The sequence below is a fragment of the Bradyrhizobium sp. WCU1 genome (assembly GCF_053474805.1).
This window is the reverse complement of the sequence record NZ_CM130280.1, coordinates 360704-380150: the sequence shown is the minus strand read 5'-3', so window position 1 is coordinate 380150 and position 19447 is coordinate 360704. Positions and strand designations below refer to the sequence as shown.

Below are 19447 nucleotides of genomic sequence, written 5' to 3'. Positions count from 1 at the left end.
TAATGGGTGGTTAATCGGATGGGCTCGCCGGCACTGTCCACCGGTTTCTGATGACCCGGTGCCCGGAACGGCAGCCGGGTAGTGCGGGCGACGGGCTGGGCCGGCGCTTTTCTTTCGCAGCGTGCGCTCGGCGCAAGCGCCGCGATCGGGGGGGGCCGCGCAGGTCGGACGAGACAGGCTCGAATCGAGCAGCGCCCGGTGCCGGGATCGATGCAGCCTCCGGAGTACCGCGAGGGCGGCAAGGTCCGCTGATTTGGCCGCGTGTGCGAGCGGCCCTCTATGGCATAAGTTTGACGCCTGGCCCGCTTTAATTCTCCCGTGTTGAATTGCAGGTCGTTGGAGCGACCGATATACCGGGCAGCCTAAGTGGCACGCAGCGCACTCAGAACGAGCGACGTATTCGCCACGGAAAATCTGGTCGATGAAATTTCTGTTGCGGTTCTTCGGGTTCCTGTTCACCGCGGGAACCATCATGTTCCTGGCCGGTCTGGCCGCGGTCGCAGGGCTGTTCTGGCATTTCTCCAAGGACCTGCCCGACTATTCGCAGCTCCAGAACTACGAGCCGCCGGTGATGACCCGCGTGCACGCGGCGGATGGGTCGCTGTTGGGCGAGTTCGCCAAGGAGCGCCGGCTCTATCTGCCGATCCAGGCGGTGCCGAAACTCGTGATCAACGCGTTCCTCGCAGCCGAGGACAAGAACTTCTACGAGCACGGCGGCATCGACTACACCGGCATGGCGCGCGCCGGCGTCTCCTATGTCCAGAACTTCGGTTCCAACCGCCGCCCGCAGGGGGCCTCCACGATCACCCAGCAGGTCGCCAAGAACTTCCTGCTGACCAACGAGGTGTCGTTCACCCGCAAGATCAAGGAAGCCCTGCTGGCGATGCGAATCGAGCGGGCCTATTCCAAGGACAAGATCCTCGAGCTCTATCTCAACGAAATCTACCTCGGCCTCGGCGCCTACGGCATCGCGGCCGCCTCGCTGGTCTATTTCGACAAGTCGGTGAACGAATTGACGGTTGCGGAGGCGGCCTATCTCGCGGCGCTGCCGAAGATGCCGGCCAGCCTGCATCCGGTGCGCAACCGTGCGCGCGCCATCGAGCGGCGCAACTACGTGATCGATCGTCTGCAGGAGAACGGCTGGATCACCGCGGCCGATGCCGACAAGGCGCGCAAGGACCCGCTCGCCGTCACCAACCGCAGCAATGGCGCGCACACCTTCGCCGGCGAATATTTCTCGGAAGAGGTCCGTCGCGACATCTTCGAGCGCTATGGCGAGAAGAAGCTTTATGAGGGCGGCCTGTCGGTGCGCACCACGCTCGACCCCAAGGTCCAGGTGATGGCGCGCAAGGCCATGGTGGCCGGGCTCGTGAACTATGACGAGCAGCAGGGCTATCGCGGCGCGATCCAGAAGCTCGACCTCGCCAGCGACTGGGGCGTGCCGCTCGCCGAGATCAAGTCGCTCTCGGACATCTCGCCGTGGCGGATGGCGGTGGTGCTGGAGAGCAACGACCAGTCGGCGCGGATCGGCTTCCAGCCCGGCCGCGAGCTCGGCGGCGCCATCAGCAAGCAGCGCGAGACCGGCATCGTCACGCTGGAAGGCGTGAAGTGGGCGAGGCTGTTGTCCGGCCCGTACAAGGGCAGGACGCCGACCTCGGTGGCGCAGGTGCTGCAGCCCGGCGACGTGATCTATGCCGATCCGCTGTTCAGCAAGGACGGCAAGGCCGTCGAGGGCCAGTACCGGCTGCGCCAGATCCCCGAACTGTCGGGCGCGATGGTGGCGATGGACCCGCACACCGGCCGTGTGCTGGCGATGGTCGGCGGCTTCTCGTTCGACCAGAGCCAGTTCAACCGCGCGACCCAGGCCTACCGGCAGCCCGGCTCGACCTTCAAGCCGATCGTCTATTCGACGGCGCTCGACAACGGCTATACCGGATCGACCATGATGATCGACGGGCCGATCGAGATCGATCAGGGACAGGGCAACATCTGGCGGCCGGAGAACTTCTCCACCGGCAAGTATCAGGGCCAGGTCACGCTGCGCAACGCGCTCCGCCTGTCGCTCAACACCGTGACCGTGCGCCTCGCGCAGGAAATCGGCATGCCTGTCATCGGCGAATATGCAAAACGCTTTGGCGTCTATGACGAGCTGCCGAACTATCTCGCCTATGCGCTCGGCGCCGGCGAGACCACGGTGATGCGGATGGCAACGGCCTATTCGATGATCGCCAATGGCGGCGTCCGCGTGAAGCCGACCCTGATCGACCGCATCCAGGACCGCTACGGCCACACCATCTTCCGGCACGATCAGCGCGAATGCCGCGGCTGCGACGCGCCGGAAGGCTGGAAGAGCCAGCCCGAGCCGCAGCTGGTCGACCGCCGCGAGCGGGTGCTCGACGCGATGACCGCCTACCAGATCACTTCGCTGATGGAGGGCGTGATTCAGGCCGGTACCGGCACCGCGCTGAAGGAGGTCGGCAAGCCGCTCGCCGGCAAGACCGGCACGTCGAACGAGGCCAAGGACCTCTGGTTCGTCGGCTTCTCGCCGGACCTCGTGGTCGGTCTCTATGTCGGCTACGACAAGCCGCGCTCGCTCGGCCGCAACGCGCAGGCCGGCCACACCGCGGCGCCGATCGCGCGCGACTTCCTGAAGCTCGCGCTGGCCGACAAGCCCGCCACCCCGTTCAAGCAGCCGGTCGGCATCCGGCTGGTCACGGTCGATGCCAAGACCGGCCTGCGCGCCACGCCTGGTCAGAACCGGGGCGTGGTGCTCGAAGCCTTCAAGCCGGGCCAGGCGCCGCCGTTCTATGATCCGACGCTGGTCGCCGGCACCGATGTGATCGATGGGACGCAGCAGCCCATCCCGGCGGACGCGGATCGGGCCGTGATGCGGTCTGGGACGGGCGGGCTGTACTGACCGTGATTTTACGCCGATCCTTCGCCATCAATGCTTGCCAAGCGTGGGACCAAGCGGGTAGAAGGTCGCTCTCGCGCGGGCGCTGATTTGGCAGGCGAACCCGCTGCACCGAGATGTCCAGTCATCCAGCTAAGCTGTTGATACCACGGACAATTCTTGGGGAATGGTGTAACGGTAGCACAACAGACTCTGACTCTGTTTGTCTTGGTTCGAATCCAGGTTCCCCAGCCAGTTTATTGGAAAGCCCATTTCCATCGTGAAATCAGGAGCTTACCGAATGGCCAAGAATCTCTACCCACCTAGCTCAACCACCCCGGTTTCAATCCCCTCCAAGCAGCAACTAGCCGACCTCGCGGCGTTGCTCGGCTTGATGCAGACAGCCTCCAAGCTCAGCCAGGAACTCGACACCATGGCCAATCAAGTCGGTGGGTCAGTGGAGAAGTTGGCCGAGCGCTTTGGGGTGCCGTTCTTTGAGGTCCACCAAGCCTATGCGCAGGAGCAACAGGCTCCGAAGAAGCGCAAGAGCGCCAAGAGCCCACGGGCCAAGCGCTGACTGCCAACAGTCGACCATCAAATAGCCGCTGAAAGGCTACGGACGGCATGGGGTCCTCGGGGTTTTCCGTGCCGCCTTCCCTCTTGCCCGATAGGATTAAGTGCACCTCTGAATGTAATTGGGCGTGGGGCTAGTCGCCTATGATGCCGTTGTTTGACCGAAAAGAGCCGGAAAAGCCCTTACTTGGGCGGCATTCGAGAAGCGCGCTCCAGGCAAGGCGATAATGGTCACCACGACACTACGATGCACAGCGAAGTGTGCATTATTATGTGAAGTGGCACACCATCAATGCATGACGTGGTTAGACCGAAAAGAACCGGCAAAGCCCTCGCTAAGAGGAGCTTCACCGGCTCAAGTCTTCCGTTAGGCAGCTTGGTGCTTCACAAGGAAGCTCTTAGCCCCTCGTCCTTTGCCTGAGACATATTCCACACGAAGCTCCATGAGAGCCCTGCTGGTGGCATGAGTGCCGTCACGGAGCACCGCACGGAGCTTTGAGAACCCAGCAGGCTTCAACGCCAACTCGCGCTGTATGGTGCTCAGAGGAATGCTGTCACCGGGGTCAGCATTGCGCATGAGCGTCAGCAAGGTTTGGTGGGAGCTACCCTCACGAGGCCGCTGCACCTTCGGCCCATCCATCTCGAATGACCACGGCACCACGTCGATACCCGGCATGTCTGCCAGAATATCGGTCAGGATGGCGTCACCCATGTTGTCGGCTGGAAGCACAATGAACACGTCAGCCGGATCACACCCTCCATGCTGGTCAACTACCTTGCGGCATCGGATGCGATTGATGGCCTGGATAATCTCCACCGACATTTGACGCTGCTGCATCAGTCGGCGGACGTTCGTGTATCCGTTCCACGTTGGAGACTTCAACCAAGCATCGTCCTGCACCCCCTGAAGAGCAAAGAACACGTTGGTAGGCCATATCAGGTCGCGATATGGCAGGCCGAACAGCACCGCCGTGTCGTAGTCCTTCCAATCATTGCGTCCGTCTACTGCTCCCCAATGGCCGAAGCCGATACGCTTGAAGGGGTGCTTGAACCTCTCCGCAGCGTGCTCGTAGTCCTTGTGGACGCATACAAACACGGACCTGTCAGCGCCTAACTGAGCTTCAAGGGTCTCCAGTAGGCGTGCATAGCGGGTTGCAAACGTCTTCTCCATTTTCGTCTTGCCGACGCCCTTAGCCCTCGCGACGTGCAGCGTCACGTTCCGGTAGTTGCGAGTACCCGCACAGACGGGTTCGATTCGCGCTCTGCCTTGGAAAAGCTCCCACAGGAAGTTCTGGCTTGCCGTCGCATCCAACACCACGGCACCGGGCACAGCATAGGAGACCGTCAGTGTGGAGGAGTTGAGCGAGTGATCCTTGCCAACGCGAGCATAGTAAGCCCATCGATCCGTTAGAGCCTGGGCGCTTATGAGTGTGTCATCCACCAGCTTGGTGATGTTTCGCTTCGTGTTGCCCTCCCTGATCCGTCGATCGTACTTCACCTTGCGCATGGCCTCTCTCAAGGGCTTCATGGCGGCTAGGGGAGCGCCCAATGCTTCACTGGCCCCGCCATCTTTCCACATGAGCTTCGCAGTGCCGTCGTTGGCCGCTTCGGCTTGGGCCTGACACACTAGCGCATCCTTGAGCGCTTCAATGACCCTGACTTGATCGGGGTAGGCCTTTGCTACGTCAAAGGGCACGCAACCAAGTACGAACTGAAGGTTCTCCAGCGTGACCTTGGTCTCCTCGACCACATTGGCTAACGCCTCATCCACGATAGTGAGAAGGCGCTGGCCTCCCTGCCAGTTAACGAGGCGTGACCATGAGGCACCGCCAAGGCTCTCAGCGGCGTTGATGAACGCTTGGTGCGTCACCACAAGCACGTCAAAGTGGCCGATATCGTTGGCATCCGTTCCGCTACTGGAATGGTGAGCAACCGCGAGCTCCGCACCAGCCATCATGTTGACCTGTGCAGCAAGGTCATTGGCCTGCTTAATCAGACGGGTCACGAGGAGCACACCAACAGGCTTGAGTTTGCCTTGCTCGTCTCGATTGCGCTTCGCCTGCATTGCCGAGTACAGACACGCCCCCTGGGTCTTACCGGACCCGGTAGGGGGCTGAAGGACCTTCCAGCGCGCATCACGTTCACTGATGTTATCTACAATTGACCATTCAAAGACGCTGCCCATGCTCTCCCAAAGAGAGCGTAAGGCCGCCGAGGACGGCATGTTGAGCGTCTGTGTCCAGTGATCGTTCATGGCGGACACGAACTCCAGCGGTGGCACGAGAGCATACTGCTCGTGCATACCGATAACGGTAGTCATGAGTTACTGACCTTGAGGTTTTGGGTTGACGACTGAAGGCACGAGGGCTCGTGAGTGCCGTTGGTGGCCTTGGTCGGCGGTATTGCGATCTGGTGAGGCTTCAAGGGGCTAATGCATCCCTCAAGCTCTTCACCATCCTCTTTAGAGGTTTCAGGGGTGTGTTTATTTGATCTGAGACGACATGGCTTCAGGAGCCTCTGAGGATTCCATGGAGTCGTTTTGAGCCCTTCAGGCTACTACCCAGCCTCCAGCCCTGAAAGCTCACCAGTGAGTCCCGCTACAAGCCTGAGCAGCATTCCGTACGGCACCCTCAGTCATCATCCTTAGGGTTTCTGAGGCCCTTGAGGGTATGGGGAGGTCGTCGCAGAGCATCGACGCCAACCAGCCTCAGAACGTGAATGTCACGGTAACTTGCGCTGACGGCCCAGGGCGGTGCTGATTTTGGGTGATCTGCCCGCTTTGGAGGGCAAAACCGGCACGAGACCCACAATTAGGGATGCCTGCTGGTGACTCAATGCGGCCTCCTGAGGAGCACTCGGATTCTTCTTTCTGCTTTCCGGTTCGTTCCAAGTTGTGCATACTACCAAATGCTATTTTAGGAAGATCATATATTTCCTTATTGGGTGCGATTGTGGAAATTGAAGGACTTCTCAAAGCGTTACCTACGGCTGCAACTAGTCCGTTTGCATTCATTGGATACGTTACGGTCGTCTTGGCTTGGCTATTGATCGCTTGGAGGGTTCAGCGAAATAAGAACCTGCTCGATGCCCTCGAAAAGATCCCGTCGGATCAACGACTATCAGCGCTACGTGCTGAGATGGGTAACATCGACCCTCCAAGCGGATTTACACCGGAACAATGGCTTAAGAGTCGAATCCACACCTACTATTTCTTAGCGTTTCTTGCGCTTTGTTTTTGCCTCACAATGATCGGCATAGTTGCCTATGTGCTGGCGCCCGAAAACCTGAGGGCAAAAACATCTTCGACTATTGATTTGTTCGCAGAGCCTGCGACGCGAGAAATCGACCGGCGTGAAGAATATCGTCTACGATATGTTGCTACGCGACTTGCCGACGGAACCAAAGACATTCGACCATCAATGCCGTATCTCGACAAAGTTGCTGCAAATCAAGAGGTGGTCGGAATCCAATATTGGTACGAGCCATTTAAGTGGGAGTATCCCAGCCTCTCTATAAAGATAGCGAATAATTCGCAATCAACTCTGCTGGTTTCAGAAATCCTCTTTGAGGTCGTTGCTGCTGAGGTTGACCTTACACCCATTCCCGTCATCCACGAGAACTTCTACAACATTGGTCATCTGCAAATCGTCAATGAGGGCTGGGGAAAGATGCTAGATCCTGCCCTTGAAATAGTCGACTGGAAGAAACCCGAGGTTGACCCGCGCGATATCGTTTTCAATTGGCGATTTGGCCTTGTGCAAGATGCTTGCAATGGTGCTAGTCCCGCAATGACGGCAAACATTCCGATCGCCCTGCAAGATGTTGATGACAGAGTGAATGTCGACGTGGAAAGGTTTGTCCCGAAGGATCTACAAGAAGAGCCTCTGATTTGCCTTAGAGGCACGCTCACCTACACAGCAGCTGGCAACAAAGCGCGAATTACGCTTCATTTCAGGAGTCTTGTTTCACGGTTCAATCCCGGACCGGGCGCTCCAGCCCCACCAAGTGCGACTTATGACTTGTTCTTGCCTTCAGGAAAAAGCGGATATGTCGCATCTGTGCCCGTGTCGCAGGAGATAAAGCCAGGCGCCACGGATCATTTTCTAATTCGATTGTCCTCCGACAAATCTGGTAAATTCACGTTGCGCTACCACGCGAGGGTTCTTTCAGATGTTGTCATCGGTGGCGAGACGGTGCAGATCAGCCTTCTGATTCCAAAGAGCGGCGCTTCAAGGGGCGAGTTAGATGCTAAGCACTTTCCGGAATTGCCACCCGCGCTGTGGGGTGGAATCGAACAAGCAAAGACCATCGTTCGAGTAGTTCAAAGTCCTGAAGACAAGTCCGATCTTCGTATATATTTGAACATCCCTTCCGAAAAGGTTGACTCCTGCGATAGCTATTACGATGCAATTATTGGACGATTGAAGGGAGGTCCATTTCCTCCAACTGTGTACCTAGCGCTCGTGGATTCTAAAGGTGTCATGTTTTGCACGTCCGGTACGCGAAATACTGGCTGAAGAAGGTACGGAGGCGGCCGGACCCGAGATGAGCCAAGCCGCCTGTCGCGTTGCCATGCGGATGAGTGCCTTAAGGCTGCTTCCACCAAAAGGCAGCAGCCCTGAGGGTCGCCAGACCGCCCGAACGACCTCCTAGGGAATAGTTGCGATGATCTTGGCTCTTCGCGTCTAACGAAGCTTGAAGAAGCTCGAAGCGTTTCGGGATGCTTATTGCACTCTGATGCAGGTTAGGACCGTTGCGGAATAGGGGCGTGCTTCGTTGGCATCGCCGGACGCTTGCGAAGTCACCGAGAAGGCGTGAACGTGGTTCGCACTGATGCCGCCGCTCTGTGCAGCGAAGTAATGCTGATGGTCCGTGTTAACCGCACTGATCGTAGCTGCGCCCGGAGCGTTGAGGGCGAAGGCGCCGCCACCAGTCCCGGAGCCGCCACCGTTCGCCGCCGCGTTCGAATTGTGCGTGTGCGTGGCGTTCTGGTTCATGGACCCTGTGTAGCCCGAGACATAGTGCGAGTGGTCATTGCTCTCGGAGCCGGTCGTGCCAGAGACACCGTGCGTGTGCGTGAGGTTCGTGGGGTTCTGCTTGTTACCAACGGCTCCAGAAAGCGTGCTGTTGTCACGATGACGGCGGAAGCGAGCCATTAGGCCTGGAAGATTAAACGTGGTGCTTCCATCGCCAGCGCCCCAAGTCGTGCCTATGATGCTGAAGAGATCGGCGTAGGTGGTACGAGACAGCGCTTGGCCGTCGCAAGCCAAGCAGCCAGGAGGCGGATTGGCACCAGCGTAGTCGAAAATCTCACCGATGAACTTCCCGCCAAGGAAAGTCCCTGAGCACGCGATGGTGCCTGCGGCGGAACGGTAGAAGCCCAACGAGGGCTCGCTGGTGAAGGTGAAGGCTGGAGCCGTAGCGGTACCATCATCAATGGATAGATGGCCGCCCTTGGCCGTCGTAAGGGGGCCTGTCGCGCCTGGGAAGGTCTGCTTCAGGGTGAGCTTGATGCCCCTCATGTGGTCGGCACCGTTGGTGACGCTGTCGGTTGGAGCTGGGTTGGTCGGGGAGAGGCTATCTACGAAGTTGAATGTCTCTAGGGCCATATTTCCGGGTTGGATTTCTTAGGTTCTTGATTGCAGCGCTGCTTCCGAGAGCGTTGGTGCGCTGATTGGTGCTTGATGTTGGATTGAGCAGGAAACGAGAGGAGCGGGGTGTACGCCCCGCCTTACTTTCTCGCGGGCTTGGTGCTCCACAGCCCCTTAATGACGTCGTCAGGGAGATGCTTCAGGATGGTCACCCCGTACTGTGGGAACTCCGTCATCATCTGATCGCGGACCTTCATGACGACTTCGGGGGTGTCAGAGCCCCAAAGTGCGCTGAGGTACTTGTGGAAGGCACCGCGCTCCCTGACGCTCTCCATGCTGTCTGAGATGCGGCGGTAGATATCCTCCTCAGCCTTGAGCCTTCGAACGGTGCCAGCGTGATACGCTTGCTCGTTGCGGATAGATTTCTGTCCAGCCTTGGCGTCCTCCAGGATGCTGTCCGCCGCTTCGGCAGCGTCCAGATGCCAGTAGGGGCTCTCAGGCAGCGCGAACGGCTCCGCACTGTTGGACCGGCTCTCCATGGCTGGACCGGTCGGAGCCTCGCTCGTGTCGGCTTCAGGGACCTCACGGAGCTTCTTCAGAGCGTTGGCGGCGCTGATAAGCTCGCTGGCCCTCTTGCCCATCGCAGGGTTACGCACCGCGTCCAGACCGCCAACACCATGGACCATTGGCGAAGCATCAGCTTCAGCTTCCGCTTGCTGCTGTCCAACGATCTTCCTACGAGCAGAGGCCATCAGCAGTGCGGACTTTACCTGCTCGTTAAGAGCGCTGGCGTCGATGCCGGAAGATGCAGGAGCAGGCTTGGCGTCCTGTGCCAGTTGACGGAGCAAGGGCATAGCGTGCTTGGTCGTCTGCTGTTGCTTCTGCCGCTGTAGCTTCTCAACGATCCTTCCAATACCCGGCTCCAGCACGTCGGGCATGAAGGGCTGAGGGGCTTCCGGGGTTGGCCCCCAAGGCTGTGTAGGCGTCGGACTGCTGGCCTGCTCGACCTTCGGACCGGTCGGGCTCTGATTGAGTGCGGTCGGGACACGGACATTGCCGCTGGTGTCACCGAACTTCTCCGCAAACGTCTTGGCAGGCGATGCGAGGCCAAGCGCCTTGTCCAGTGTCTTGAGACCTTTGTAAGCCACGACAGCACTAGCAAGGCCCCCAAGCGCTCCAGGGACGTGTGCAACAACGGCATCCAAGCCCACGCCACCGCTCGCCACCGCACCACCGCCAGCGAGGGCACTAAGCTTTCCTGCCTCCTTGGCGAACGGCCAAACGAGCCGCTTAGCGGCTTGATGCGTGCCACCAACGAACGTCCCGCTGTTCTGGTCGAAGTTGCCCATGTCAGTGAGCTTGCTGAGCGCCGTGGCCTGCCTGACGAGGGACGAGAGTTGTTCGTTGCCTTCCGCGTCTACCGCTGCGAGGTTCTTCTTGCTGAGCGCTTCACCGCGCTTGGCTGCGTCAATGGCGTTCGCCGCCTCTGTAGAGGCGTTGGACACACGCTTGGCAGCATCGCTCAACTCGCGGTTCACGTCCGACACAGCACGAGACGTGGCGTCGAATGACACCTTCGGGTCTGCGAGGTCTGAGCCACCAGCATTCTCAATGATGCGGTTGGCGGCCATCGTCGTATGTTCGTCCGAAGCCTGCCCACGCATCCGTGCGGAGGTTACGGTCTCCTTCGCCGCACGAGGCGCGGAGAATAGGCCACCGCCCAGAGCACCAAGCGCAAGAGCGCCCTTGGTCTCCTGGGCATCCATCGGCTGGTCAGTGCCTCGCTTGGCGAAGCCTTGGGACACGAGGTCCTGAGCGGCGTTGGTGCCGCCTTCGGTCGCCGCAGCCTTGACGACGTTGCCAGCGGCCTGAGCAGCGCCCTTGATGCCAGTCCCGGCGACCTTCGCTGGGTTGACGATGGCGTTGGAGCCCATCTTGTTGAGGGCACCCTGTACGAGCGTAGACTGCAAGCCCGTGAGCTTGTCTTCGGCCGTGGGCTCTGCGTTCGCGTCGCCTGTGCGCGCCTGGGCACGCTTCTCGGCTTCGTTGCCAGCCGTTCGGGCTCCGAAGGTCACTGCGTTGGCGAGGTACTGCCCCACGGGTCCAAAGCGCTTCGTGAGCAACTGGCCCGCAACGTCGAGAGCGAGGCCGGGAGCCTGTTCGACCATGGCGCGGGGAGCCTGCGACCAGTCGAGGCCCAGCGTGTGGTTGTCAGCGCCGTCAGCCGGATACATGAACGCTTCGGAAGCGGACTTATACTTCGGATTGGACTTCGCGGCGGTGCTGTCGAGGACAGCCTTGCCAGTGCTCGGGCTCAGGTAGTCCTTGATGGTCTTACCCACGCCCGACACAACGTCTGAAGTGCCCTGCGAGAGAGCACCCAGCATCGACGTGTCAGGCTTTGTATCGCCAGTCGTCTTGGCGATGTTCTGTGCGTGCCAGTCTTGCACGCCGGTTAGCGCTGATTGCTCATCGGGCGCTTCAACGACCATATGGCGGCCATCGGGTATTTGTATTGCGTAGGTTGGCATTCGTTCGTGTTCTTATTGGTTGGGCCTGGGAAGGTAAGGGGAGTACGTCCCGGCTGGTCTGCCTTGGACCATTTCGAGGGTGAAGCGAAAGGCCGCTGGGGTCTCCTTCATCTTCACTCGATGGTTAGTTGCTACCCAGCAGAATTGCCGAGCAAGGTAGCGGATATCATCAGCGCTCCATCCAGCTTCGAGCACTGCCGTTAGGCGGTCGATATCGAGCATGTCTCGGCACGCAGCGAGGATCGGCTTGTAGTCAGCAGGCACGTTCGGCTTTGTGGAGCGAGTGAGCTTTATGGCTGCTCGTGCAGCCCGTGCGCCCTCATTGGCCTTCCATCGCGCTTCATCAGCCGCTCGCTCCTCTGGACTGTAGTAGCGCCGTTGCGAGGCATCTTGAATGGCTATGCGGTACTTGAGGTCGCCGCCTCTGCCTGTGTATCGGCGTGCATCGGCTTCTATCGCGCTGGCGGTCCATCCCTGTCGGATAGCTTCGCCAAGCGTAAAACGCTCTTGGAGCGAGCGGCACACAGAACGCAGGAATGCAAACTCCTTACGCCTGCCTGCCGCAATAAGTGCAGTCATCTCTCTCGATTTCAGATTAGTGGTGGTATCTGCGCTGGGGCTCTTTGGGCTCGCTGCTTCAGGAAGCGACGGGCGAAGAAGTCGTGGTAGAGCGCCGAGTTAATGATGGCGATGAGGTCTCGTGGCTTCATCGCGTAGAAGGGCTTCTTGAAGTGCTTGCGAGCGAAAAGAGCTAGGTCGGTTTCTCGCCAGCCTGCATCAATGACGCTGGTGAGCTTCTGAAGCTCTACCGGGCTTTCACAGGCCCCATAGAATGCCCTGAAGGCTTTGCAGGTGTCGATGGCTCTGCCTCAGTGTTGCCGTCGCATGGTCTTGGCAACATCGACCATGATGAGGTCGGTGACGTTGTAAGGGGGCACGAAGCCCTCAATGAACTCGTGGAGCGCTCTGCCTTCCCGTATCACTGTTCGGAGCAGGCGGCGCTTTGCGTCGTCTTTGCAGGCTTTGAGGAGCGGAAGAAGCTCCAGAGCGCGTTCGGGCGATATCGTCGTATGCGTTGGGGTCTTCATTTCTGATGGTGGTGGGGGGCTGAAGGATGGCGGAGCACTTTCGGTGCGCGGAAGGGGGCTGCGTAAGCTCCCCTTGCCCTCGTGCTTATCGTCGCCTACTTTTCGGGTGTGACGCGCCGCTGTGAACAGCGCGCCACGAGCGCTAGGCGATTAGATCAGGTAGAGGGCGAGGCTTATCACTAGGCTTCGCCCTTTCCATTTCCACCGTAGACGGCGCGCCTCCCTGTATAGGCGTCCGACTAAATCGCTAACGCGCTGTGCTAATTGAATTTGCGCGGATAACGGCCTTAATCATCGAAGTGCCACGATTTGGCCCACAGGCAGGGAAGGCCCCCCTCCCTCTATAGGTACACTCTGAAACGGTGAACCGCCTGACAACATTGCCGAAAGTTGATCTTTTGGGCGCATTCGTATATACGAGACGAAACACTTAGAGGTCTTATGCGCGAGGAAGATTGCCGGGCTGCTCTGGAGGGAATTAGGTGGTCCAGTGGTCCCGTGTGTCCGCACTGCACCGCATCGGGCACCGCCATTACCTTGATAGGCGGGGCATCCCATCGTCCCGGCCTCTACCTGTGCTCAGAATGCAGACGGCAATTCACCGTCACCGTGGGCACACCGCTAGAGGGTTCTAAGCTTCCCCTTGCTGCCTGGGTTTCGGCGGCACACATGCTCAACAGATTGCCCCATGTCGTGACAGCGCGAGAGATCGAGCAGGCGTTAGGTGTGACGTACAAGACAGCGTGGCACATGGTGCAGAAGCTCTTGGGGGCTGTTGAGAGCTATAGAGGTCCCCTTCCATTCTTCGGTGCCACCGTTAGACAGCGGATTGAACCGCTGCTGCCTAAGAACAGGAACACCAAGAGCGCTTGGGCGCGAAGGCGTGCGAAGATCAATGCGGGCACGTACAAGGCTCCGCGAGTGCCTGTAGCCGTTGGGGCGCTGTCAGCCTTGAAGTTCTCACCGCCACCCAGCAAAGCTCATGTAGAGCGCACGGAGCGCTTCTTGCGATGGGTGCTGAGCAAGAGAGAAAGTAGATGAGTGCTTCTAGACGGCAAACGCCCGTGCCTATCATGACCGATGATGAACAGCGGTACATGGCCTTCGAGGGGCTTGTTCAGTGGGTGTCTAGCTCGATTGCGCAAGGCAAGCGCATTGCCGACGCTACCGCGACTATGAGCCCCTACAGACGCGAAGACTTCAGGTTGTTAGCGGCACAAGTGCGAACAGAGCATCACTACTTTGCCATCGCCGCCTACAAGGTTCTCGAACATCGTGAATGGGTTCGGGGCCTGGGTCTGTGCCCAAATGTGGATTTCTCAATGCTTGACCAATTCTCTGCTTCCGATATCCGCGATCTAAGGAACATGAGGGAGCACGTCGTGGACTACTTTAGGGGCGTCGGCCGCGACAAGCATCGTTGGTGGAAGGAGACGCCGGAGTTCAAAGCGGATGCCAGTGCATCGGCGGGAACCCACATCGGAGGTAGGCTAGACTGGAAGCAGTTTGCACTCGCCGCTGAGGCGCTTCTTCCAGCGTTGCTCGCGGAGCCGATACCTTACCCGCCCCGGTAGCGGTATCAGTTCGGAGGGACCCATTCTCACTGTCAGACGGAAGGAGGGGCCCTTTGCCATTCCGCGACGGCCCCGGGGGACCCAGAGCTTTCACGCGCCGCTTTGGTCGAACAACAACGGCGACTTTAGGTCCCATTTTTGAAGTCGCATTTGGCAAGAAATGGGCCAGTACGGACTGTCGCCAGGGACCCTAGAGGCCTCGAAGAGACAGCCAAGGGAAGCGAAGGGCAGCGAGAGAGCCAAGCGCTGCTTCGGAACGCATGAAGTCTTCATGCTCTCGCTAACGCTATCGGAAATCGGGCTGTTGCTTCCCGACAATGGGCCAAGCTATGCCGCAAGCGAGAGCGCTTGGCATAAAGCCGACACTGCCGCAAATGCCGCAGCGAACATGTTGAGGCGCGCAGCCTTCTTCATTGCGGTTTGGAAAGGCTCAAGCCCGTCGATGCCTTCGTAAGTCGATCTGACGACCGGGAGATTGACGAGCGCTGACGCAGCCCAAAGAATGGCAGCAAGCAATGCGAAGGCAGCACTAAGCCAGCTGAGACATTGAGCGCCGTGCGCTGTGATCCAATGATAGAGGACCATCTAATCACACCGCCCCTGGAATGCGATTGAGCAGCCGTGCCACGGCCGTAACGTGCCAAGAGCCCCCACGAGGCGCATTGATGCCCTGGTTGTTTAGCTCCTCAGTGATGCCACGGACGCTCGTGACGCCAGAGCGCTTGATGCCCTCAACGATGCCCTGAAGGTCCATTGCGCGCTGTGCGGCCTTCTCTTTGATCCTCGCCACTGCTTCAGCGTTGCCGGTCTGCTTGCCCCGGAGAGCGCGCGCGCCGTTGGGGTTGCCCAGCTTCACCCCTCTGGCCTTTACGGCGGCGAGAGCATTCTTGGTTCGCTCGCTAATCATCCCGCCTTCCAACTCCGCTACCGCTGCCATCTGGGTCAGCAGAAAGCGGCCCATCGGCCCAGGGGGGACGCTGGGCAGGTCGCAGAAAACCAAATCGACGCCAGAGTTCACAAGCGACCGCAGGAGGTCCACGTTGCGCGTCAGGCGATCCAGCTTCGCGAAGACGATCTTGGCCCCGATAGCCTTGGCGTGGGAGAGGGCGGCCGCCAGCTTGGGCCGGTCCGACTTCTTGCCGCTCTCGGTTTCCACGTACTCCGCCACCAGCGTCCAACGTCCCCCATTGAGGTAGGCATCGACTGCGGCGCGCTGAGCTTCAATGCCAAGTCCTGAACGACCCTGCCTATCGGTGCTGACCCGGAGGTAGGAGATAAATTTTCCACTGGCCATGGTCCAAACACCCTGAAACACATTTTGCTGTAACCGACGTTACATGAAAATGTGTACAACGCTCATAGGACTTTTTGAATCCCAGGGATTCCGATTTGCATGGCTGGCCTTCAACCGTTCGGGCTGTGGGAATTGGGGAGAGCACTCGCAATGGGTGTGCAATACCCCGCCTTGCACGTCGAATCACTATAATGGGGACCGCAAGCGAATCAGCGGGCAAGTAGAAATCGGTCGGGGTTCTGAATGGAGAAGCGCCAAATTACGAATGACGAAGCGGAGATCATCCTTTCCTACGATGAGAACCACTTCCGCGATTTGAAGGCAAAAGAAATTGCGCCTGCGAAGCTCTCGCGCGCCGTTTCCGCTTTCGCCAACACCGCAGGCGGGGAACTGTTCGTGGGCATTATGGAGCATGACGACGGTACGAGAACCTGGGCCGGATTCGGGGACATAGAAGCGGCAAACGGCTTAGTGCAAGTGCTTGAGGCACTTTCGCCAATGGGCAATCTCTATTCAGCGCAGTTCTTGAGCGCGACAGGTAAGGAGGGACTCGTTCTTCATCTGGCTGTCCGCAAGACGCGCGAGGTCATTAGCGCAACCGACGGCACGGCCTACGTCAGGAGAGGCGCGCAAAACTTGCCCGTCACAGGAGAGGATGCGCTGAAACGTCTCCATCTCGACAAAGGGCTTTCGACGTTTGAGGACGATACCGTTAACGTACCTAGCGACACGATTACCAATTCAGTTACGACGCTTGAGTTTGTCCTGTTACAGGTTCCGAGTGCGGAGCCGGATGCTTGGCTGAAGTCGCAGTTCGTTCTTACGAATGATAAGCCCACCGTCGCTGGAGTGCTGTTGTTTGCGGACGAGCCGCAGGCCGCATTACCGAAACGAAGCGCCATCAAAGTGTTTCGCTATGCCACCAGGGAGGAGGGAGTAGACCGAGAAACGCTCGCATTTGATCCTCTCAGCATAGAAGGTCCGATCTACGATCTAATATCGAAGGCCGTTTCTACAACGAAGGAGATCGTTCAAGGCATCAAACGCGTGGGCGAAGCTGGGTTGGAAGAAGTCAGCTATCCAGACGAGACTCTGCACGAGATCATAACTAACGCTGTGCTCCACCGGGACTACAGCCACCAAACCGATGTTCAAATACGCATCTATGATGATCGAATTGAGGTTGAGAGCCCCGGCCGCTTTCCTGGACACATTACAGCAGCCAATGTCCTTACAGAGCAATTCGCACGCAACCCGAAGCTGGTGCGCCTGATCAACAAATTCCCAGATCCTCCTAATAAGGACGTGGGGGAGGGTCTAAACACTGCTTTCGCGGCTATGCGGCGCATAAGATTGAAGGAACCAGAGATTGCTGAAGGCGCGAACTCAGTGACAGTCTTCATTCGCCATGAGCGCCTATCGTCGCCTGCTTCGATGGTCATGGAATATCTTGAGACCAATCCGACCATTACCAACGAAATCGGGCGCGGCATCACGGGCTTGAGGCGAGACGTCCAGATGAAAGATATCTTCGTCCTATTGAGAAAGAAGGGGGTGCTGGAGCAAGTTCCTGGAAAGCGAGGCCGAGCCACAGCGTGGAGGAAGGTGCAGCCTCCCAGCTAGCGCGCGCATCAATACGGCGGATGATGACGATGGCAGCAGGGAGGCTCGCGAAGTGTCAAATGACAAGCGTTTATTGTTCGGCAGTGATTTTGGTACGGGCGAAAGCGCGCTTCATTTCTTAAGCAACCAGAATTTCCATGAGGCAAGCCTGATCGTTTGGCAGCCCTCGACAGCGTTCGGCGAAGTTCATCCACAGCAGCACGGGCGCGCCGTGGCCTCTTTGGACACTGCAATGCTTCTTTCAGATAGGTTGTCTTCCCTTGCTGATTGGATAAGGCAAGGTCACACGCTCATACTGATCGGACACGCTCCCCTCAAATACAATTTTCAAGACCCGCAGTCAGGCCGTGTCGTTCCTGTGCCGTTAGAAGGGCATCCTCCGCTTGATGAGATTGAATTCAAAAGCGCTGGCGGTACTCGCATCGAGTATTGTGGTCCAGCGTCCGCTTCGAACCTGTTCAAGCCCCACTTACCACTCCTCAAGTACGATGTGGTAATTGGCGGAGAGGGCTTGGCGCCTCTTCTGCGAGTGGCGCTTGGAGGGCGAGGAGAGCCGCAAATTGTTCGTGGCTATCGTCGCTATGGAGGCGGACTTATCGTTTATTTGCCCAAAGTAGTCGTGGGCGCTCAGACCGCTGCCTTCATAGACGATGTTTCGCAGCTTCCTGGAATGCTCGCACCCTCACCGACAGAAGTTCCTCACTGGATTGATCGATATCAATCAACAGGCGATAAGGAGCTATTCGCCAAAGTTGCAGCTTTAACAAGCCGTCTCGAAGAGTTACAGAGCCAGTTGAACGTTCAGCAAGGCCTCATCCAGAGTTCGCGTGACCTGAAGAAGCTGATTTTTGATACCGGCACTGGGTTTGCTGAGGCCGTTGCCGACGCCCTAGAAGAACTTGGATTGTCCGTTGTTGAAGGCCCACACCCTCGTGCAGACCTCCTCGCATCGGACGGAGCGCGATATGCGGCTGTCGAGGCTAAGGGTATCGAGGGCACAACGAAGGAGAAGGATGTCCGAGAGGTTGCCCAGTGGATGGCCGAAGTGGATAGCGCTCTGGCGGACGACGGTGACGACAACGACCCTGACTTGGCTCGGTACGTAACGCAACTGGCTAAGTTACCGATCCAACGAGACGGAAGTGACTGCAAGGGCCTTCTGATTATGGGCACCTATCGTAAGCTTCCGTTGTCGGAACGAGACTCGCCAAGCTTCACGGAGCCGGTTGTCCGAGTGATAGAGCGGGCGGATATTTGCGCGCTAACAGGAGCGCAATTGCTGGGGCTTGTCTTGCAGTCGCGGGAAAATCCCGCTTTGAAACCGATCATACTTAAGGAGCTTTTCGAGACACGAGGGGTCCTCGCGCGCGCATCTAGTTGGGACGAGTTCTTAGCGAAAGTAGCACCTGAAAACGCGGTTAAGGACGGTTAGGAGCCAATTCATGCCCCGCGTAGTTCCCTCGCAAGTCGCTTCTTTTATCGATCAAGCGTTCGAGAGCGATGCCGTCGGCGTCAGTCACAACACGGCAGGGATGTTTTCAGCGCTTGTGCGCCTGGTTGAGGAGATTCCTCAAGAGTTGCTCACCTTGGGGGCATCCGACTACGATGATCTAATTTGCGGAATGGAGGCGATACGAAGCAGCGTCACTTTCTGGCAGCAGAAGGGAGTAGGTTCTATCGGAGCACCCACGGTAGTTAATCGGAGAGCGCTGAATCTAATTCACTCAGCCTTGCTCAAGTGCCCGGATGAAATTCCGTCGCCCTCTACCGCAGACTTGGCGTTCATTGAAGACGCAGAGCTCAAAGATAGCATACGGCTAGACATCAGCACGGCCACCAGCGCGTTTCACAACGGTGAGTGGAAGGCCGCAACAGTGTTGGCTGGCTCGGCCGCCGAAGCATTGCTTCTGTGGGCAATCACGGATTCGTCCGAGCTACAAACCTTGCCATCACCTCCGAAGGGTGCGCCAGATCGGTGGGGTCTTGGTGACTACATCGGCGTAGCCGAAACACTTTCCCTCATCGACGCCGATACTGCGAAACAGGCTACATTGGCGAAGAATTTCCGAAACCTTGTGCATCCCGGGCGCGCGCAGCGGTTGGGCGAGAGCTGCGACCGCGCGACGGCTTTAACCGCGCTGGCCGCGTTGGAGCACATTGTACGGGACCTGATTAGACGACCCGCTCCTTAATCAGGCAATCAAATGCTCCTGCACTTAGTCTGCAAAATCCTACATTAGGCGAGGTCTGCATCTCGTGCGAACGTGCGCAACAGAGCCG

Annotated in this window: 12 protein-coding genes and 1 tRNA gene; 9 read left to right on the top strand and 4 right to left on the bottom strand. The window is 58.5% G+C overall.

Annotation, left to right across the window (positions count from 1 at the left end; translation table 11 throughout):
- Positions 1-421: 421 nt before the first annotated feature.
- The 3 genes from ACTUWL_RS01850 (at position 422) to ACTUWL_RS01840 (ending at position 3470) form a co-directional block, all read left to right on the top strand.
- Positions 422-2917 carry a penicillin-binding protein 1A gene (locus ACTUWL_RS01850; protein WP_106940458.1) on the top strand — a complete coding sequence of 832 codons (2496 nt, stop codon included), beginning with the start codon at positions 422-424 and terminating at the stop codon, positions 2915-2917.
- Between the two features lie 157 nt (positions 2918-3074).
- A tRNA-Gln gene (locus ACTUWL_RS01845) sits at positions 3075-3148 on the top strand.
- A gap of 46 nt (positions 3149-3194) precedes the next feature.
- Positions 3195-3470, top strand: coding sequence for a hypothetical protein (locus ACTUWL_RS01840; protein ID WP_021081019.1), 276 nt, complete (start codon positions 3195-3197; stop codon positions 3468-3470).
- A gap of 363 nt (positions 3471-3833) precedes the next feature.
- On the opposite strand, the gene ACTUWL_RS01835 is transcribed toward ACTUWL_RS01840, so the two are convergent.
- Entirely contained in the window at positions 3834-5786 is a 1953-nt protein-coding gene (locus tag ACTUWL_RS01835; RefSeq protein ID WP_021081018.1) for a type IV secretion system protein TrbL, read from the bottom strand.
- A 631-nt stretch (positions 5787-6417) separates the two neighbouring features.
- Here ACTUWL_RS01835 and ACTUWL_RS01830 point away from each other — a divergent pair.
- A complete protein-coding gene (locus ACTUWL_RS01830; RefSeq protein ID WP_168471090.1) occupies positions 6418-7983 on the top strand; it encodes a hypothetical protein in 1566 nt (521 codons plus the stop codon).
- Between the two features lie 207 nt (positions 7984-8190).
- On the opposite strand, the gene ACTUWL_RS01825 is transcribed toward ACTUWL_RS01830, so the two are convergent.
- Entirely contained in the window at positions 8191-8988 is a 798-nt protein-coding gene (locus ACTUWL_RS01825; protein ID WP_299110452.1) for a phage tail protein, read from the bottom strand.
- Positions 8989-9197: 209 nt separating this feature from the next.
- The gene (locus ACTUWL_RS01820; RefSeq protein ID WP_146160392.1) at positions 9198-11588 is read right to left on the bottom strand and encodes a hypothetical protein; all 2391 of its coding nucleotides are present in this window, start codon (positions 11586-11588) and stop codon (positions 9198-9200) included.
- 1529 nt (positions 11589-13117) lie between these two features.
- On the opposite strand from ACTUWL_RS01820, the gene ACTUWL_RS01815 reads away from it, so the two are divergent.
- The gene (locus tag ACTUWL_RS01815; protein ID WP_106940456.1) at positions 13118-13717 is read left to right on the top strand and encodes a transposase; all 600 of its coding nucleotides are present in this window, start codon (positions 13118-13120) and stop codon (positions 13715-13717) included.
- 32 nt (positions 13718-13749) lie between these two features.
- Positions 13750-14250, top strand: a complete 501-nt coding sequence (locus ACTUWL_RS01810; RefSeq protein ID WP_021081597.1) for a hypothetical protein — start codon at positions 13750-13752, stop codon at positions 14248-14250.
- A gap of 589 nt (positions 14251-14839) precedes the next feature.
- On the opposite strand, the gene ACTUWL_RS01805 is transcribed toward ACTUWL_RS01810, so the two are convergent.
- Complete coding sequence (locus ACTUWL_RS01805; protein ID WP_021081599.1) at positions 14840-15544, bottom strand: recombinase family protein; 705 nt, start codon at positions 15542-15544, stop codon at positions 14840-14842.
- Between the two features lie 243 nt (positions 15545-15787).
- On the opposite strand from ACTUWL_RS01805, the gene ACTUWL_RS01800 reads away from it, so the two are divergent.
- Genes ACTUWL_RS01800 through ACTUWL_RS01790 form a run of 3 tightly spaced genes read left to right on the top strand, consistent with a single transcriptional unit; the run spans position 15788 to position 19359 of the window.
- A complete protein-coding gene (locus tag ACTUWL_RS01800; protein WP_021081600.1) occupies positions 15788-17167 on the top strand; it encodes an ATP-binding protein in 1380 nt (459 codons plus the stop codon).
- Between the two features lie 52 nt (positions 17168-17219).
- Positions 17220-18599: a hypothetical protein gene (locus tag ACTUWL_RS01795; protein ID WP_021081601.1), complete on the top strand. Its 1380-nt coding sequence runs from the start codon at positions 17220-17222 to the stop codon at positions 18597-18599.
- Between the two features lie 10 nt (positions 18600-18609).
- Positions 18610-19359, top strand: coding sequence for a hypothetical protein (locus ACTUWL_RS01790; protein ID WP_021081602.1), 750 nt, complete (start codon positions 18610-18612; stop codon positions 19357-19359).
- Positions 19360-19447: the final 88 nt, after the last annotated feature.

What these genes read in the sequence shown, in the direction of transcription:
- ACTUWL_RS01850 (WP_106940458.1), top strand. Translation starts at nt 422, where the DNA reads ATGAAATTTCTGTTGCGGTTCTTCGGGTTCCTGTTCACCGCGGGAACC.
- ACTUWL_RS01840 (WP_021081019.1), top strand. Translation starts at nt 3,195, where the DNA reads ATGGCCAAGAATCTCTACCCACCTAGCTCAACCACCCCGGTTTCAATC.
- ACTUWL_RS01835 (WP_021081018.1), bottom strand. Translation starts at nt 5,786, where the DNA reads ATGACTACCGTTATCGGTATGCACGAGCAGTATGCTCTCGTGCCACCG.
- ACTUWL_RS01825 (WP_299110452.1), bottom strand. Translation starts at nt 8,988, where the DNA reads ATGAGGGGCATCAAGCTCACCCTGAAGCAGACCTTCCCAGGCGCGACA.
- ACTUWL_RS01820 (WP_146160392.1), bottom strand. Translation starts at nt 11,588, where the DNA reads ATGCCAACCTACGCAATACAAATACCCGATGGCCGCCATATGGTCGTT.
- ACTUWL_RS01815 (WP_106940456.1), top strand. Translation starts at nt 13,118, where the DNA reads ATGCGCGAGGAAGATTGCCGGGCTGCTCTGGAGGGAATTAGGTGGTCC.
- ACTUWL_RS01810 (WP_021081597.1), top strand. Translation starts at nt 13,750, where the DNA reads ATGACCGATGATGAACAGCGGTACATGGCCTTCGAGGGGCTTGTTCAG.
- ACTUWL_RS01805 (WP_021081599.1), bottom strand. Translation starts at nt 15,544, where the DNA reads ATGGCCAGTGGAAAATTTATCTCCTACCTCCGGGTCAGCACCGATAGG.
- ACTUWL_RS01800 (WP_021081600.1), top strand. Translation starts at nt 15,788, where the DNA reads ATGGAGAAGCGCCAAATTACGAATGACGAAGCGGAGATCATCCTTTCC.
- ACTUWL_RS01790 (WP_021081602.1), top strand. Translation starts at nt 18,610, where the DNA reads ATGCCCCGCGTAGTTCCCTCGCAAGTCGCTTCTTTTATCGATCAAGCG.